Raw genomic sequence first — 15,284 nt, 5'->3', positions numbered from 1 at the left:
CGAGCCGATGCAGCCGCGCAGCTGCCCGTGCCGGTTGAGGGTGACGAACGCCGCGCCCGGCTCATTCAGCCGGTCATCTTCACTGCGCACCCCCTGCAGAGGCCGGCCTGTGCGGAAGCCATGCTCAATGCTGGCCTTTGCCACCGCCAGCAGCGTCTGCTTTTGCGTATCATTCAATGTCATGATGCATCCTCCCGTTTTCTCGCCAGCCCTGCGCGTCATGCTGGCGCTCTTTCTGTTTCTGACAGGCCTGCCGCCCGCTCAGGCCGGGTCCCGGCTGCCCGATCATGCCGGACGCTTTCAGCCCTCCGACCGGCTCGGCATTCAGCTGCAGGTGGATGATAAGCGCCCCCTGCGCGTCCCTGCCGATGCCACCGTCATGGAGGTGGACCTGTTCGACACCCCGGCCAGCACCCTCCGCAAGATCAAAAACAGCGGACGCCAGGTGCTGTGCTACTTTTCCGCCGGCAGCTGGGAAGCCTGGCGGCCTGATGCCGACCATTTCCCCCGCGCCCTGCTGGGCAAGCCCTATGCCGGCTGGCCTCAGGAGCGCTGGCTGGACATCCGCCACCCCGCCCTCCGGCCGCTGATCGCTGCCCGGCTTGATCTGGCCCGGCGGAAAGGCTGTGACGGCGTGGACCCGGACAATGTCAACGGCTTCGAAAACCCGACCGGCTTTGCGCTCACCCTCGCTGGCCAGCTGCGCTTCAACCGCTGGCTGGCGCGGGAAGCCCACCGGCGCGGCCTGCTGATCGTGCTGAAAAACACCGGCGCGCTGGCCGGACAGCTGGTTCGGGATTTTGATGCCGTCGTCAGCGAATCCTGCCTCGCCTACGATGAGTGCCATCTTTTCGAGCCCTTCGTCAGAGCGGGCAAACCGGTGTGGGTGCTGGTCTATCCGGCTGAACGCAGCCGCCGAAATTGGCAGCGCCGGTGCAGGCGCCTGCCCGGCCCACCCTGGCACTTCTATGCCCTGCCCCGACAGCTGGACGGCAGCTACCGCCTCGCCTGCCGGACGGACTGATCACTGCTGTTGCGCATCCCAGATGGCCCAGGCGCCATAGCCCACCACCTGATCCTTCGGCCCGGCGGTGTCGCCGGAGTTGATCAGGCCGAGACGCGCCATCTCAAGCGGGCGCCGCCCAGCCAGCGCCAGCACCCCCTGAATGCCCTTGTAGCCGCAGGCCCGCTCGCCGCTGAGCGCGGCCCAGTCGCCCGCCTCGATCAATCGGGCCGTCTCGCTGTCGATGCGCCGCGCCACCTCATACGGGTGATAGTGGGACAGATCCGAGCTGATGACGAAATACACGCCCGGCTGCTGCCACAGCCAGTCCAGCACCTCCGCCTCCTCCTCGGCGCTCACCTCGCCATTGAGCAGCGGCACCACCTTCGCCTGCGGCACCGTCTTCTGGATGAAGGGCAGCTGCACTTCCAGACTGTGCTCCGGCGCATGGGCCACGTCCAGATAGCCCACCTGCTCGAAGCGATGCACCAGCGCATCCCGAAGATGGGTGTCCACCGGCACCTGTCCCAGCGGGGTTTCCAGCGCATCGGCCGTCACCGTGGCGATGCCCCGAAACGGCACCCGATGGGCCGGTCCGATTACCACCACCCTCTTGATCTGTGGCGCGTCCTTCCACAGACTGAAGGCACGTGCCGCCAGCGCGCCGGAATAGACATAGCCGGCATGGGGCACGATCAGCGCCCGTGGCGGATCCTGCCGTGGCGTCTCCACCGGCTCCGCCAGCCAGGCATCCAGCCACTGATTCAATTCCGCCGGATCATCCGGATAGAACATGCCGGCCACCGCCGCCGGCCGCACCCGCTGTGCCATGTTCTCCATGCTGTACCCCTCCTGTCATTTCCACAGTTTCTATATGGGGTCGGAGCGGCCCTTTTCACCCCTGAAAAGAAAACGGCGGGCGGCCGCTTTCACGACCACCCGCCGCCATCCTGCCGAATCCGGCCAATCAGCGATGCGCGCCCAGCACCTCGGGCAGCGGATTGCCTTCCGCCCCGCTGGGCGCCTTGGTGTGCAGCAGCGCCGCGATGGTGGGCGCCACATCCACCGTCTCGACACGACGATAGACGCGTCCGGCCTGAATGCCCGGCCCCATGAACACCAGCGGCACGAAGGTGTCGTAATCCCAGGGCGACCCATGCACGGAAGTGACGATCAGCCCGTCAAAATCAGCCACGAACCAGTGCGGCTTGAACACCAGATAGATGTCGCCGGAGCGGTCCGGGTTGTAATTGGCCTCCACCGCGTGCAGAACGGGGCTGTCGGTCACCTCACCCCTGTCCAGCGCGGTGCTGGTGACCGCATAGGCCACGCCCGGCTGCTTCTGCAGGGCCTCGGCCACGGCCTTCTGCACCGTCTCCAGCTTGAGCCCCGCCTTGGCGATGGCGGCCCGGTTGAGATACACATAGGGCTTGATGAAGCCCTGAATCAGCTCACCCTTCTTCAGACCGAAACGCTTGCGCAGCTTTGCCAGCCACGGCTTGGCGACCACCTTCTTGAAGTCGAACTCCCCGGCATCAAGCCCCAGACGCTTCATGTAGCCGACCGCCTCGGTGGCGCCATGATCGGCAGAGAACACCACCAGCGTGTGCTCCAGCCCCACCTTTTTGTCCACATAGTGCAGCAGATCCGCCAGCGTGCGGTCCAGCCGCTTGAGGTTGTCCTCCGCTTCCAAGCTGGACGGGCCGAACACATGGCCGATGTAGTCGGTGGAGGAGAAGCTGATGGACAGATAGTCGGGAATGTCATCCTGCCCCAGCTTCTCATTCTCGATCAGCGCCTTGGCGAAGTCCGCCGTCAGGGCATCACCCGCCGGACTCATGGTGAGCAGGCCGGTGTAGAACTTGCCCTTCGCGGATCCGTAGCAGTGCGGGAACGTCCGCCCCCAGCCGGGCAGGTTCATCTCCCACTTCTGGTCATCCCGATCCGCGAAACGGTAATACTTGCGGTCCAGCAGCAGCGTCCAGCACTTACCGGCATAGGCGGCCACCTTGCCGCTGGCGTTCCATCGCTTCACCCATTCCGGGTAGGTCTTGCGGTAGTAGGTGCTGGTGACGAACCGGCCTGCAGACTTGGAAAACCACCAGGCCTGCCCACTGTGGCCTCCCATGGCGATGGCGGCCCGGTCCTTGACCGAGACGCTGAACACCTTGGCCTGAGGGCCATAGTGCAGCCGGATCTCATCTCCGATGGTGGACACGAGAATGTTGCGCGGGGAGCGTCCTTTGGTGGTGGCCGCCTTCTGGGTGGGGTCGATCTCCTGCTTTGCACCCTTGTCGGACACACCGATCAGCGGATAGTCGGCATCCTGCAGGTTGTAGACGGTCCTGCCCGTCTTGCGGTCGATCCACACGTTGGAAATCATCCCGTGCACGGCCGGGTCCGCACCCGTGGCCAGCGTGGTATGCCCTACGACCGTTTCCGTGTTGGCATGGCGGTGATGGGCATTGGCAAACACCTTGCCATGGCTGAGCAGATAGTAGAAGCCGTCCTTGCCCATACCAGCGCCATAGCGGCCGATGAGATCGCCGCGCAGCTGATCCACCGTGATCTGCAACACCAGCCGCGGCGGTTCAGTCTTCGATGCCGCCTCAGCCTGTCCGCCCACCAGCGTCAGACCCAGCAGAATGGCACCTGCCTGTCGGACTGTTCCCCGTTTCTTCATGCGCTTCTCCTCTCATCCTTCATGCAAATCCATGCCGATCATTATCCAGAAAAACCGCAACAAATGGGCATGAATACCGGTCCGACCATGATTGAAAACGCCCCTGTCCGACCGCATTATTGAGGTAAAGGCACAGAGACGGCAGGAGGGGCGGCCATGGCACAGGAACGCATCGACACCAATGATCCGCATGTGATACCGGTAGGCTACTGGCACTGGGAGGGTGACCTCATCCAGTGCGATCTGTGCCCGCGCGAATGCACTCTGCGGGAAGGGCAGCGGGGCTTCTGCTTCATCCGCATGCGACAGGACGACCAGCTGTGGCTGACCAGCTACGGCCGCTCCAGCGGCTTTGTCATCGACCCCATCGAAAAGAAGCCGCTCAACCACTTCCTGCCGGGCACGCCGGTGCTCTCCTTCGGCACCGCGGGGTGCAATCTGGCGTGCAAATACTGTCAGAACTGGGACATGTCCAAGGCGCGCGACATGGATCGCCTGATGGACGAGGCCATGCCCGATCAGCTGGCGGAGGCCGCCGTGCGTACCCACTGCCGCTCCGTCGCCTACACCTACAACGATCCGGTCATCTTCTTTGAATACGCACTGGATACGGCCAGGGCCTGCCGGGAACGGGGCGTGAAGAATGTGGCCGTCACTGCCGGCTACATCAATCCGGCGCCGCGGGAACCCTTCTTCAAGGCCATGGACGCGGCCAACATCGACCTGAAGGGTTTCAGCGAGGACTTCTACCGCAAACTCACCGGCGGTCACCTCCAGCCGGTGCTGGACACCATCGAATACGCCGTCAACGAGACCGACTGCTGGGTGGAGCTGACCACGCTGCTGATCCCCGGCCACAACGACTCACCCGACGAGATCCGCCGCATGACCGACTGGATCCTGAACCACTGCGGGCCGGACGTGCCGCTGCATTTCACCGCCTTCCACCCGGACTTCCGCATGCTGGACGTGCCGCCAACACCGCCGGAGAAGCTCTCCGAGGCGCGCCACATCGCCATGGAGGCAGGTCTGCACTATGTCTACACCGGCAATGTGCTCGATCCGGAAGGTCAGGCCACCTACTGCCCCGGCTGTCACCAGCCGGTCATCGGACGGGTAGGCTATGAGATCACCCACTGGGCCGTCCGGGACGGCAGGTGCACACACTGCGGCACCCCCATCGCCGGTGTGTTCGAGGATCAGCCCGGCAACTGGGGCAGCCGCCGCCTGCCCATCCGTCTGTCTGCCTGACGGGACAGGCGGAATTTATCATTTCATGATTTTCTTATTTTCATGAATATCGAAATAAAATATTCATTACAAGGCCAACAAAAAACTCAAATATCACAATTTCTACATATCATTAAAAACAGATATTCTAATATAATCAAATACTTACGATTTTGGCACGTCAGGCCCCGGCCGTTTTTTCATAAACGCTTATGGCGTATAAATTTTTTTTAATTTCTCCCCCTTCCCCTTTTCTGTATCGTTAAGACTCGTTCAACAATTCGAAGAAACGAGTCGCCCCATGAAACGTGTCCTGATGCTGTTGTGCTGCCTGCTCCTGCCCGCCGCCGGCTGGAGCGCCGTCCAGGTCGTCGAGGTCAAGCAACGGGTCTATGACCAGACCATCAAGCTGGGCGGCACGGTCATCCCGTTCAAGAAGGTCACGCTGACGGCGCAGATCGCCGGACAGATCAACTATCTGGCCGGTGAGGAGGGCGACCGCTTCCGCAAGGGCGTGCTGCTGGCCTCCATTGACGACTCGGCGCTGCTGGCCAAGCGCAAGGCGGCCTATGCACAGTGGCAACGCGCCTATGCGGCCTGGCAGAACGCCATCACCCTGTACAACCGGGAGCTTTGGGCACCCCGGTCCAAAACGCCCATGCCGGGCATGGGGCTGCCGAGCATGTTCGACCAGATGTTCTCCCGCCCCATGAGCGAGGCGATGGACATTACCGACTATGACGCCGCCCGACGCGCCGACCTGCTGGCCGCTCGCAACCGCATCAAGGAAGCCCGCGCCCAGATGGAGGCCGCCCGCGCCCAGATCGAGGAAATCGACGTCCTGCTGCGCTACACCAAACTGGTGGCCCCCTTTGACGGCGTCATCGTCAAGAAATTCGTGGAAGTCGGCGACAGCGTCCAGCCCGGCCAGCCCATTCTGGAATTCGCCAAGAGCAACCACCTCAGCATTGAAGTCAACGTGCCGGTCAGCCTCATGGGCGCCATTGAAAAAGGCCGCATCTTCGAGGCTTCCATCAACCACGGCACCCCCATCCATGTGCGTGTGGCGCAGATCTTCCCCGTGGCAGACGACAAACAGCATACCGTCAAGGTCAAGTTCGACATCCCACTGGGCGCTGCTGCCGCGCCGGGCATGTATGCGGAGGTTTTCCTGCCCAACCCGCAGTCACAGGGCATCCGCTTCCCGGTGGTGCCGGAGGCGGCCATCGTCAGGCGCGGCAGCCTGCCGGCGGTCTATGTGGTCGACCCCGAAACGGGCGAGGTGCGCATGAAGATCGTGCGCCTGGGCAAGGCCCGACTCAATGGCGAACGGGTCGTACTCTCCGGCCTGCGGGCAGGCGAACGCATCATCCTTGATCCACCGCCCTCCATCCACTCCGGCATGGTGCTGAAGGATGGTGAACTGGTAGACCCCGTCTCCGAGCGCAAGGGCGATGAGGACGACTGACCATGGCTGAGCGCAAGGAAAACAAACGGGACATCGCCGGCGGCTTCGCACGGGCCTACATCAACTCGCCACTGACGCCGCTGTTCCTGATGGCCTTTCTGGTGATGGGGATCATCGGCATCCTCATCACGCCCCGTCAGGAAGACCCGCAGATCTCCGTGCCCATGGTGGACATCTTCGTCCAGTATCCGGGCGCCTCCAACAAGCAGGTGGAAGCGCTGGTGGCCGAGCCGCTCGAACGGCTCATGCACGAGATCAAGGGCGTCAAGCACATCTACTCCGCTTCCAGCCGCGGTCAGGGCATGGTGACGGTGGAGTTCGACGTGGGCGAGAACATGGAAGAATCGCTGGTCAAGCTGTACAACAAGCTGGCCTCCAACATGGACAAGATTCCGCCGGGCGTCAGTCAGCCGCTGGTCAAGCCCAAGGGACCGGATGATGTGCCGGTGGTCACCTTCACCCTCTCCTCTTCGTCGCTGGATCAGTCCCAGCTCCGGCTGCTGGCGCTGGATGTGCTGCAGGAGCTGTCCAAGGTGGACAACGTGGCGCAGGGCTTCATCGTCGGCGGTGAGCCGCGTGAAGTGCGCATCGACATCGATCCGGCCAAGCTGGCTGGTTACGGCATCCCCCTCAGCCAGATCGGCCAGGTCATCCGCGCCGCCAACTCTGAACTGAAGGCGGGCCGGGTGGAAGCCTTCCAGCGGGAGTTCAACGTCTATACCGGTGACTTCCTCAAGACCGTCGAGGACGTGAAGAATTTGGTGGTCGGCGTGCACAACAACAAACCGGTCTATGTGCGCGACATCGCCACCGTCACCGAAGGCCACCGCGACATCTCCAACATGGTGCTGCGCTACACCGGTCCGGCCTACGACGGCCCTGCCCCGGCGGTGGATGGTGAACCCGCGGTCACCGTGGCGCTGGCCAAGAAGCCCCTCTCCAACGGCGTCACCGTGGCGGAAGAGGCCATCGCCAAACTGGAAAGCCTCAAGGGCACCCTCATTCCCGACGATGTGCACGTTCAGGTCAGCCGCGACTACGGCAAGACCGCCAACGAAAAGGTCAACGAGCTGATCTTCAAGCTGTTCGTGGCCACCGGCGCGGTCACCCTGCTGGTGTGGTTCTTCCTCGGCTGGCGCGCAGCCACCGTGACGGTCATCGTCATTCCGGTAGTCATCCTCTCCACCGTGTTCGCCGCCTGGTTCTTCAACTTCACCATCGACCGGGTATCCTTGTTCGCGCTGATCTTCTCCATCGGCATTCTGGTGGACGATGCCGTCGTCGTGCTGGAGAACATCTACCGCCGCTGGCTGGAGGAAGGCCGCACCAGCCTGCGCACCACCATCGATGCCGTCAGCGAGGTGGGCAACCCCACCATCATCGCCACCCTGACGGTCATTGCCGCACTGGCCCCCATGGGCTTCGTCTCCGGCATGATGGGCCCCTACATGGCCCCGATCCCCGCGCTGGGCTCCGTGGCCATGATCATCTCCCTGTTTGCTGCCTTCGCCTTCACACCGTGGCTTGCGCAGCGCATCCGCCCCACCATGGAGACGCTGGAAAAGGCCGAACGGCGCGAGCATGAGCAGAATGAGAAGATCGAAGGCTTCTTCCGCCGGCTGATCACCAGCCTGCTGATCGACCGGCTCAAGGGGTGGGGCTTTCTGCTGGCCATCATCGCCGGCTTCGTCATCGCCATTGCGCTGGTGGCCACCAAGGCGGTGCCGGTCAAACTGCTGCCCTATGACAACAAGCCGGATTTCAGCATCGAGATCAACTTCCCCGAGGGCACCGCCCTGCCGGTGACCGCCAACCTCGCCCATGAGCTGGTGCAGGTGCTGCAGCAGAACGTGCCGGAGATCAGGACGCTGGAAACCTACGCCGGCACCGCCGCCCCCTTCGACTTCAACGGACTGGTGCGCCACTACTATCTGCGCCAGCAGCCCTGGCAGGGCGACATTCAGGTGCACCTGCTGGACAAGCATGAGCGCGAGCGTTCCAGCCACGAGATCGCCGAGGCCGTGCGCGAACTGATCACCCCCATCGCCCGCAAGGCCGGCGCCCGCATTCAGGTGGTGGAGATGCCGCCGGGCCCGCCGGTGCTCTCCTCCATCGTGGCCGAGGTCTATGCGCCGGAGGAAAAGCAGCGCGAGCACATCACCAAGCGGCTCACCGACATCTTCGACCAGATTCCGCTGATCGGCGATGTGGACAACTTTCTGACCATTCCCCATGCCACCTGGCGCTTTGTCATCGACAAGCAGAAAGCGATGGAGAAGGGCATCTCCGTCCAGACCATCAACCAGACCGTGGCCATGGCCATGGGTGAATACCGCATAGGTGACGTCAAGGAGGGCTTCGTGCGCGAACCCACCTGGATCACCATGCAGGTGCCGCTCTCCTCGCGCATTGAGTTCGCCAAGATCGGCCAGATTCCCGTGCCGTCCCAGAACGGCTACACCGTGCCACTTGCGGAACTGGGCCACTTCGTGATGGAGATGGAACAGAAAGTCATCTATCACAAGGACCTCAACCCGGTGCAGTATGTCATCGGCACCGGCGTCGGCCGGCTCGGCGCCCCCATCTATGGCATGCTGGCGGTGCAGGATGCCGCCAGGGAAGATCCGGACCCGCAGATCAGCCAGTTGCCGTTCAACTTTGTCCAAACCCCTGACGCGCTCAAGGAGACAGGTGTGCTGTGGAGCGGGGAATGGACCGTCACTTATGAGACCTTCCGGGACATGGGGCTGGCCTTCGGCGTGGCACTGCTGGTCATCTACATGCTGGTGGTGTGGGAGTTCAAGAACTTCCTCGTGCCGCTGATCGTCATGGCGCCCATCCCCCTGACGCTGATCGGCATCGCTCCGGGCCACTGGCTGCTGGGTGCCGAGTTCACCGCCACCTCCATGATCGGCTTCATCGCGCTGGCAGGCATCATCGTGCGCAATTCCATCCTGCTGGTGGATTTCTCCCGCCAGGCCATCGCCAACGGCACACCGGTCACCGATGCAGTCATCATGGCGTGCAAGACACGCACCCGCCCCATTCTGATCACCGCACTGGCACTGATTCTCGGTTCCAGCGTCATTCTGTTCGACCCCATCTTCCAGGGCATGGCCATCTCGCTGATGTTCGGCACACTGGTGTCCACCGTGCTGACGCTGGTAGTCATCCCGCTGGGTTGCGTCAGCGCCCGTCAGGTGTTCTGCCCGAAAAACGAGGATGAAGACGGCAACCTGGCCGCCCAGTGCGCCGTGCCCACACCGGAACAGCCCAATCCGCCGGGACAGACCGAACAGGAGGAGGCGGGCCAAGGCCCGACACACCCGGCTGCCGCCGAATCGGTGACACAGGTTAGAGCCGGCACCGATGCGGACACCCCGGCAGCCAACCCTACACCCCAACCGACCGCAGAGGCGGCAGATGAGCCGACACCCGCTGACGGTTCTTCCTCGAACACCGCCTCAGAAGCGGCGGATGCAAGCACAGTCGCGCAAGCGGCCACAACGGAACAGCGGGATTCTGAGCAAAACGCCCCGGCAGACACAGAGAAAAAGGCCAAGCCCCGCACAAGACGCAAGCCGGGGCGCAAACGGGGCATTCGACTGAAGGACATGGACGATGAATAAGATGCTTGTCACAGCCCTCGGGCTGCTTCCGGCCCTGCCGACACTGGCCGCAGACACCTGGCCCCAGCCGGAATCCGCCTACCACGCGACCCAGCCGCGCGCCCAGTGGCTGGAAACCGCACCACAGGCCGGCAGCACACCGGCTGCGCCGCCAACCGTCGCCCAAACAACGTACGGCACCTCCTATCCGATGGCCGGTTATGGTGCCGGGCGCTTCCTTCCCGGCTACTACGGCTATGGCGCGCCTACCCTACCGCGTGCCTATCCCTACCGGACATATCGACGCCACAAGAACCGCTGGGGAAGCTGGCCATGGCGCGGCAGTGACTGGCCGAGCTGGAACGACATGCCCAGCCCGAGCTTTTCGATGCCCAGTTTTTCTTTCCCAACCCCCGGTTGGTAAAGAAAAAACCGCGCCCATGCTGCCACATGGACGCGGTCGAACAGAGCCATCCGGCTCAAACAGGGAAAGTGCTCACCCTCTCGGAAATGAGCACGCACATGATAAAGGAGTCAGACAATGGCTTTGAAGAAACTCGCAATCGCAGGTCTGGTATCCGCCGCCCTGATGGGCGCTCAGACCGCCTCCGCCGACTGGTGGGACGGTCCGTGGAATGATGACGGTTATGGAAACGGCTACGGTGACGGCTATGGATATGGCCGCGGTTACGGTCGTGGCGACTACCGCGGCCGTGGCCACGGCAAGGGTCATGGCAAGGGCCATGGGCGGGGCAAGTTCAACATGAACTTCGGCATGGACGCCGACACCGACATGGATGCCGACTCCGACTGGGAAGGCCGTGGACGGGGCCGGGGCTATAACGACTACTACGGTTATGGCCGCGGTTACAACAATTACTACAACGGCTACTACAACGGTTACGGCTATCCGCCGCCGCCCCCGCCGGCCTACTACGGCTATCCTCAGGGACCGGGCGCGGGCGCACCGCCGGCCCCGGGCTACCGTCCCTATGGCATGCCGCCGCGCCCGCCCATGCCGGCACCCAACGCACCCAAGCCTGCTCAGCAGGAGAAAAAGGGCAAGTGAGGCACACTGTCTGACTCATCCTGCCGCCCCTGGCGGCGGGATGAGCCTTTTTGTCAGCCCATGCTCCCACGTGGCCTGACAAGAAGGAGGCTCCATGATCACCGTAATCGGAAACATGAAAGGCGGCACCGGCAAGTCCACCCTTACCTTCAATCTGGCGGTATGGCTGGCGCACCGGAATCGCACCTTGGCACTCTATGACCTGGATCCGCAGCAGACCTTCTCGGACGCCGTGGAGGTACGGCTGGAGGAACAGTATGAGCCGGCACTGCCCCAGCCGCTCACCGCCCGAGGACTGGATGACGTGCCTGACGCGGACGAAGTGCTCATGGACGTGAGCATGTCGGATGCGGACGCGCTCGACCATGCCCTGAGGCTGGCGGACCGGGTGGTCATTCCCGTGGCGCCCTCCCAGGCGGACGTCTGGTCCACCCAGCGCTTCATAAAGCGCATCAAGGCGTTGCGGCAGGACAACCTGCCCCAGGTGCTCGGCATCATCAACCGGGCGGACACCCACCCGTTCGTACCTGAAACCGCCGAGACCGAAGAGGCGCTGGATCTGCTGCCCATTATCGAGCGGGTGCCGGTGCGCCTGCACAACCGCGCCGCCTTCCGCCGCTCATTCAGCGAGGGGCTGGCGCCCTTTGAACTGGAACCCAACGGCAAGGCCGCCCGAGAACTGGATCGGCTGGCCCGACACCTGTACGGCTGAGGAGAACACTCATGAAAAACCTGTTCCGTCTGCTGATCAACAACGGCTTTTTCGTGCTGGCGCTGCTGCTGGCGGTCACTCTCTATCTGGCCTACGGCACGACCCCCACCCGTCAGGCCGGTGGGGTGGACACAGCCGCCCCGGTGACAGAGGCCTCAACGGCTGAAGCCACAGGTGACGCTGCGGCTGAAACAAACATGGCGGCAGCCACCCCGGAAGGACAGCCCGCACCCGCAGCAGCACCCGCCGACGAGACTGCGGCGGCCACATCCGCAGAACAAAATGAAAGCCCGATGCCGGACTCCGCAGCAACGCCTGATCAGACCGCATCCTCGGAGAGCGGAAACACTGACACGTCACGGCCCTCAACAGCAGCCACGCCTGCGGAAACCGCAACTGAACCGACCACTCCCGAAAAATCGACCCGCCTGGCCGAGTCAGAACCGGTCCCCGTGCCGGCTCAATCTGAGCAAGAGACCCCTGACAACGGAACGGACAAACCCGCGTCGCAGTCGGAGAGCAACGCCAAATCCACTGACGAGACAACCACTTCCGCGCCTCCGCCTGAGGTGGAGGCCAGCTCAGCTGACACGGCCGATGACAGCACTGATCGAAGCACCAATACGAACGCATCCCGACAGAATGAGGCAACACAGCCTGCTGTTTCTGCCCCGCAGCAAGAGAATGCAGCCGCCGCAACGGACAAAAAGGCCAACGGTGCGCTTCAGCCTGGCCTGCTGTTTGATCCCGCCAAACTGGAGCCTCGCGCCATTCTGAGCCGCTTCAACAGCGCAGGGGAGGCGCTGCGCGAAGCCCGTACCGCCACACGGGCCGGCAACTACCAGTGGGCGGCCGCCATCTACGCCAGCCTGCTGCACTTCTACCCCCGCGCCGATCTGGCCGGCGAGCTGGGCAATCTGTTCTGGCGTATCGGCGACAAGGCCTGGGCACACCGTGCATGGCGCTATGCCGCCCAGCTGCTGATCCGGGAAGGCCGCATCGACACCGCTCGGCGCTTCGCCGAGAACATTGCCGGTATTGACCCGGCTCTGAGCAGGGAAATCAAGGCGCATCTGCCCGCAGAAAAGTCCGCCCAGCGCACGACTCCGCAAAATTAAGGGAGGCCCCGTACCGACATGACCGACAAGACGCCCTGCCAACGCGAACAGGAAGAGCGCACCTTCGCCGCCGTGGAAAAAATGGCCGAGGCCATGACCGGCGGCATCAAGAAGTGGGAGCGTGTGCTCTACCCGATGATGATCGCCTTCGTCATTCTGGCCATCTACGGCTTCTATCTCATCTTCCAGCTGGCCACCGATGTGCGCGAGATCTCCCGCAACATGATCACCATGACTCGCGCGGTGGTCACCATGACCAACACGCTCAACGTGAACATGGCCAAGGTGGACGCGCAGATGAGCGCGGTCAATCTTTCCATGGACCGCATCCGCAAACAGATAGACCGTGCCACGGCGGACGCCGACACCATTGCGGAGGTAATGCCCAGCCTGCACAACCAGTTCGCCAGCATGAACGCCACCATCGCCGACCTGAACCAGACGGTGCGCAAGATGCAGGGCTCGGCCGACTCCATGTCCCGCAGCCTGTGGGAGCTGGACCAGAACATCTCCGAACCCATGAACTCCATGAATTCCATCATGCCCTTCGGCATGATGCCCAAGAAATCCAGCAAGCGGGTCTACAACCCGCCGCCGTCACGCCAGCGCTACCGGCGGCGCCCGCCCTACTATCCGCAGTATTACTACCCTCAGCCGCGGCAACAGCAGCAGAACACATCGGATGCTGCGACGACCGGCACCTCATCGGATAATGACGCCAAAGCCGCTGACAAGAACAAGGAGTGAGCCATGACCCCGGCAGAACGCTACGAAAAACTCACCGAGCACCTGAAGGAAGAAAACCCCTCCCTGCTGGAGGCCATCGACTGCTACAGAACGCTGGATCGCATCAGCTGGAAGATGGGCCTGCTGGATCGGCGCGACTCCCACGCCAGTCATATCTCCTGGTGGCCCATGATCTCCCTGCTGGGCACCTTTTCCGCCGGCAAGTCCACCTTCATCAACAGCTATGTGGGTAAGCGCGTTCAGGACACGGGCAACCAGGCGGTGGACGAAAAGTTCACCGTGCTGTGCTACGGCCACAGCGAGGAGCCGGTCACCCTGCCCGGGCTGGCGCTGGATGCCGACCCGCGCTTTCCCTTCTACAACATCAGCGAGAAAATCGAGGAAGTGGACCCGGGCGAAGGCAACCGGGTGGACGCCTACCTGCAACTGAAAACGGTCAAGGCCGAACCACTGCGGGGCAAGATCCTCATTGACTCTCCCGGCTTCGACGCCGACAGCCAGCGGGATGCCGTGCTGCGCATCACCCACCACATCATCGACATGTCCGACCTGGTGCTGGTGTTCTTCGATGCTCGCCACCCAGAGCCGGGCGCCATGCGCGACACCCTCGAACAGCTGGTGGGCAAGGTGATCGACCGCCCCGACGCCAACAAGATCCTCTACATCCTCAACCAGATTGACACCGCCGCCGGCGAGGACAACCCGGAAGAGATCATCGGTTCCTGGCAGCGGGCGCTGTCCCAGCAGGGCCTCTATGGCGGCAACTTCTACACCATCTACAACGAGGAGGCCGCCAGCCCCATCGCAGATCCTGCTCTGGCCGAGCGTTTCAAGCGCAAGAAGGACGAAGACCTGACCCGCATCCTCGGCCGCATCGAGTCGGTGAGCAACGAACGCGCCTACCGCATCGCCAAGAACATCGAAACCTTCGTGGACCGGCTGGAGAACGAACAGCTGCCCAAGCTGCAGCTGGCCCTGACCCAGTGGCGCAAGCGCACGGTGCTGACGGAAGTGGTCCTGTGGGGCGTAATCATCGCCCTGCTGGCCGCCGCCGAGGTGCAGTATCAGGCCATCTCCAGCCTGCTGAAGCTGCTGGCCGGCAATCCCGTCGCCGGTATTGCCGCCGCTATGACGGTGTTCGTGGCCGTGGTGGCCGTGCACTTCAAGCTGCGCAAGGTCATGGCCCGGGCCGTGGCGCGCCGCTGGCGCGCCGAAGGCGAGGAGGACATCGCCCGCGGCGTGCTGCACAACAGTGTCTGGTGGCACCCGCTCTTCTCCGACACGCCGAGGGGCTTTGGCCGCCGCGCCCGTCGCCAGCTCGCCCAGCTGCGGGAAGCCAGCAAGCGCATCATCCAGAAGCTCAACGACCAGTTTGCCGCGCCCTCCGGCACAGGCGAAGCGGAGGCTCCACAGGCCGAACAAATCGAAAAGGCTGCTGCCGAAACCGCATCCAACGATGCGGCCGCGCCTTCAGCGCCGGTGTCCGAGCGCTGAGCGCCGGTGCAGCCACAGCCGCCAGCCCATCAACACGCCAAAGACGGCCAGCAGCGCCAGCGGCGTGCTGATGTCCTTCTTCACCAGCCATAGATAGTGCAGAATGCCCAGCAGCGTGGCCGGGTAGATGAGCTGATGCAGCCGCGCCCAGT

The 15,284-nt window shown here is 63.2% G+C and carries 13 protein-coding genes; 10 read left to right on the top strand and 3 right to left on the bottom strand.

The window, feature by feature from the left end; genetic code table 11:
• A partial coding sequence (locus F8K16_RS07680; protein ID WP_294948959.1) for an AMMECR1 domain-containing protein occupies positions 1 to 183 on the bottom strand: 183 nt, incomplete at its 3' end.
• Here F8K16_RS07680 and F8K16_RS07675 point away from each other — a divergent pair.
• Positions 182 to 1,024 (top strand): endo alpha-1,4 polygalactosaminidase, encoded by an 843-nt coding sequence (locus tag F8K16_RS07675; protein WP_294948956.1) that lies wholly within the window; start codon positions 182 to 184, stop codon positions 1,022 to 1,024. The genes F8K16_RS07680 and F8K16_RS07675 overlap by 2 nt on opposite strands.
• Here the strand turns inward: F8K16_RS07675 and amrB are convergent, their stop codons facing one another.
• Together amrB and F8K16_RS07665 are read right to left on the bottom strand one after the other, a co-directional pair.
• Entirely contained in the window at positions 1,025 to 1,843 is an 819-nt protein-coding gene (gene amrB / locus F8K16_RS07670) for an AmmeMemoRadiSam system protein B (RefSeq protein ID WP_294948953.1), read from the bottom strand.
• A 127-nt stretch (positions 1,844 to 1,970) separates the two neighbouring features.
• Positions 1,971 to 3,686 carry an alkaline phosphatase family protein gene (locus F8K16_RS07665; protein ID WP_294948951.1) on the bottom strand — a complete coding sequence of 572 codons (1,716 nt, stop codon included), beginning with the start codon at positions 3,684 to 3,686 and terminating at the stop codon, positions 1,971 to 1,973.
• 156 nt (positions 3,687 to 3,842) lie between these two features.
• Here F8K16_RS07665 and amrS point away from each other — a divergent pair, with 156 nt between their 5' ends.
• The 9 genes from amrS (at position 3,843) to F8K16_RS07620 (ending at position 15,132) form a co-directional block, all read left to right on the top strand.
• On the top strand, positions 3,843 to 4,937 hold the full coding sequence (gene amrS, locus F8K16_RS07660) for an AmmeMemoRadiSam system radical SAM enzyme (RefSeq protein ID WP_294948949.1): 1,095 nt from the start codon (positions 3,843 to 3,845) through the stop codon (positions 4,935 to 4,937).
• A gap of 280 nt (positions 4,938 to 5,217) precedes the next feature.
• Positions 5,218 to 6,384 (top strand): efflux RND transporter periplasmic adaptor subunit, encoded by a 1,167-nt coding sequence (locus F8K16_RS07655; protein WP_294948947.1) that lies wholly within the window; start codon positions 5,218 to 5,220, stop codon positions 6,382 to 6,384.
• A gap of 2 nt (positions 6,385 to 6,386) precedes the next feature.
• On the top strand, positions 6,387 to 10,013 hold the full coding sequence (locus F8K16_RS07650; protein ID WP_294948944.1) for an efflux RND transporter permease subunit: 3,627 nt from the start codon (positions 6,387 to 6,389) through the stop codon (positions 10,011 to 10,013).
• Entirely contained in the window at positions 10,006 to 10,416 is a 411-nt protein-coding gene (locus tag F8K16_RS07645; protein ID WP_294948942.1) for a hypothetical protein, read from the top strand. Before F8K16_RS07650 ends, F8K16_RS07645 begins: the two co-directional genes overlap by 8 nt.
• A 117-nt stretch (positions 10,417 to 10,533) precedes the next feature.
• Positions 10,534 to 11,061 carry a hypothetical protein gene (locus F8K16_RS07640; protein WP_294948940.1) on the top strand — a complete coding sequence of 176 codons (528 nt, stop codon included), beginning with the start codon at positions 10,534 to 10,536 and terminating at the stop codon, positions 11,059 to 11,061.
• Positions 11,062 to 11,155: 94 nt separating this feature from the next.
• A complete protein-coding gene (locus F8K16_RS07635; RefSeq protein ID WP_294948937.1) occupies positions 11,156 to 11,773 on the top strand; it encodes an AAA family ATPase in 618 nt (205 codons plus the stop codon).
• Between the two features lie 53 nt (positions 11,774 to 11,826).
• Positions 11,827 to 12,891, top strand: a complete 1,065-nt coding sequence (locus F8K16_RS07630; protein WP_294948935.1) for a hypothetical protein — start codon at positions 11,827 to 11,829, stop codon at positions 12,889 to 12,891.
• Between the two features lie 18 nt (positions 12,892 to 12,909).
• Positions 12,910 to 13,638 (top strand): hypothetical protein, encoded by a 729-nt coding sequence (locus tag F8K16_RS07625; protein WP_294948932.1) that lies wholly within the window; start codon positions 12,910 to 12,912, stop codon positions 13,636 to 13,638.
• Positions 13,639 to 13,641: 3 nt separating this feature from the next.
• Positions 13,642 to 15,132, top strand: a complete 1,491-nt coding sequence (locus tag F8K16_RS07620) for a dynamin family protein (RefSeq protein WP_294948930.1) — start codon at positions 13,642 to 13,644, stop codon at positions 15,130 to 15,132.
• Positions 15,133 to 15,284: the final 152 nt, after the last annotated feature.

Origin of the sequence: Sulfurivirga sp., from assembly GCF_015490265.1 — a bacterium.
Lineage (GTDB): Bacteria > Pseudomonadota > Gammaproteobacteria > Thiomicrospirales > Thiomicrospiraceae > Sulfurivirga.
Note: the sequence above shows the minus strand (reverse complement) of the source record. Positions and strands in the feature narration are given on the sequence as shown.

What these genes read in the sequence shown, in the direction of transcription:
- F8K16_RS07675 (WP_294948956.1), top strand. Translation starts at nt 182, where the DNA reads ATGATGCATCCTCCCGTTTTCTCGCCAGCCCTGCGCGTCATGCTGGCG.
- amrB (WP_294948953.1), bottom strand. Translation starts at nt 1,843, where the DNA reads ATGGAGAACATGGCACAGCGGGTGCGGCCGGCGGCGGTGGCCGGCATG.
- F8K16_RS07665 (WP_294948951.1), bottom strand. Translation starts at nt 3,686, where the DNA reads ATGAAGAAACGGGGAACAGTCCGACAGGCAGGTGCCATTCTGCTGGGT.
- amrS (WP_294948949.1), top strand. Translation starts at nt 3,843, where the DNA reads ATGGCACAGGAACGCATCGACACCAATGATCCGCATGTGATACCGGTA.
- F8K16_RS07655 (WP_294948947.1), top strand. Translation starts at nt 5,218, where the DNA reads ATGAAACGTGTCCTGATGCTGTTGTGCTGCCTGCTCCTGCCCGCCGCC.
- F8K16_RS07650 (WP_294948944.1), top strand. Translation starts at nt 6,387, where the DNA reads ATGGCTGAGCGCAAGGAAAACAAACGGGACATCGCCGGCGGCTTCGCA.
- F8K16_RS07645 (WP_294948942.1), top strand. Translation starts at nt 10,006, where the DNA reads ATGAATAAGATGCTTGTCACAGCCCTCGGGCTGCTTCCGGCCCTGCCG.
- F8K16_RS07640 (WP_294948940.1), top strand. Translation starts at nt 10,534, where the DNA reads ATGGCTTTGAAGAAACTCGCAATCGCAGGTCTGGTATCCGCCGCCCTG.
- F8K16_RS07635 (WP_294948937.1), top strand. Translation starts at nt 11,156, where the DNA reads ATGATCACCGTAATCGGAAACATGAAAGGCGGCACCGGCAAGTCCACC.
- F8K16_RS07625 (WP_294948932.1), top strand. Translation starts at nt 12,910, where the DNA reads ATGACCGACAAGACGCCCTGCCAACGCGAACAGGAAGAGCGCACCTTC.
- F8K16_RS07620 (WP_294948930.1), top strand. Translation starts at nt 13,642, where the DNA reads ATGACCCCGGCAGAACGCTACGAAAAACTCACCGAGCACCTGAAGGAA.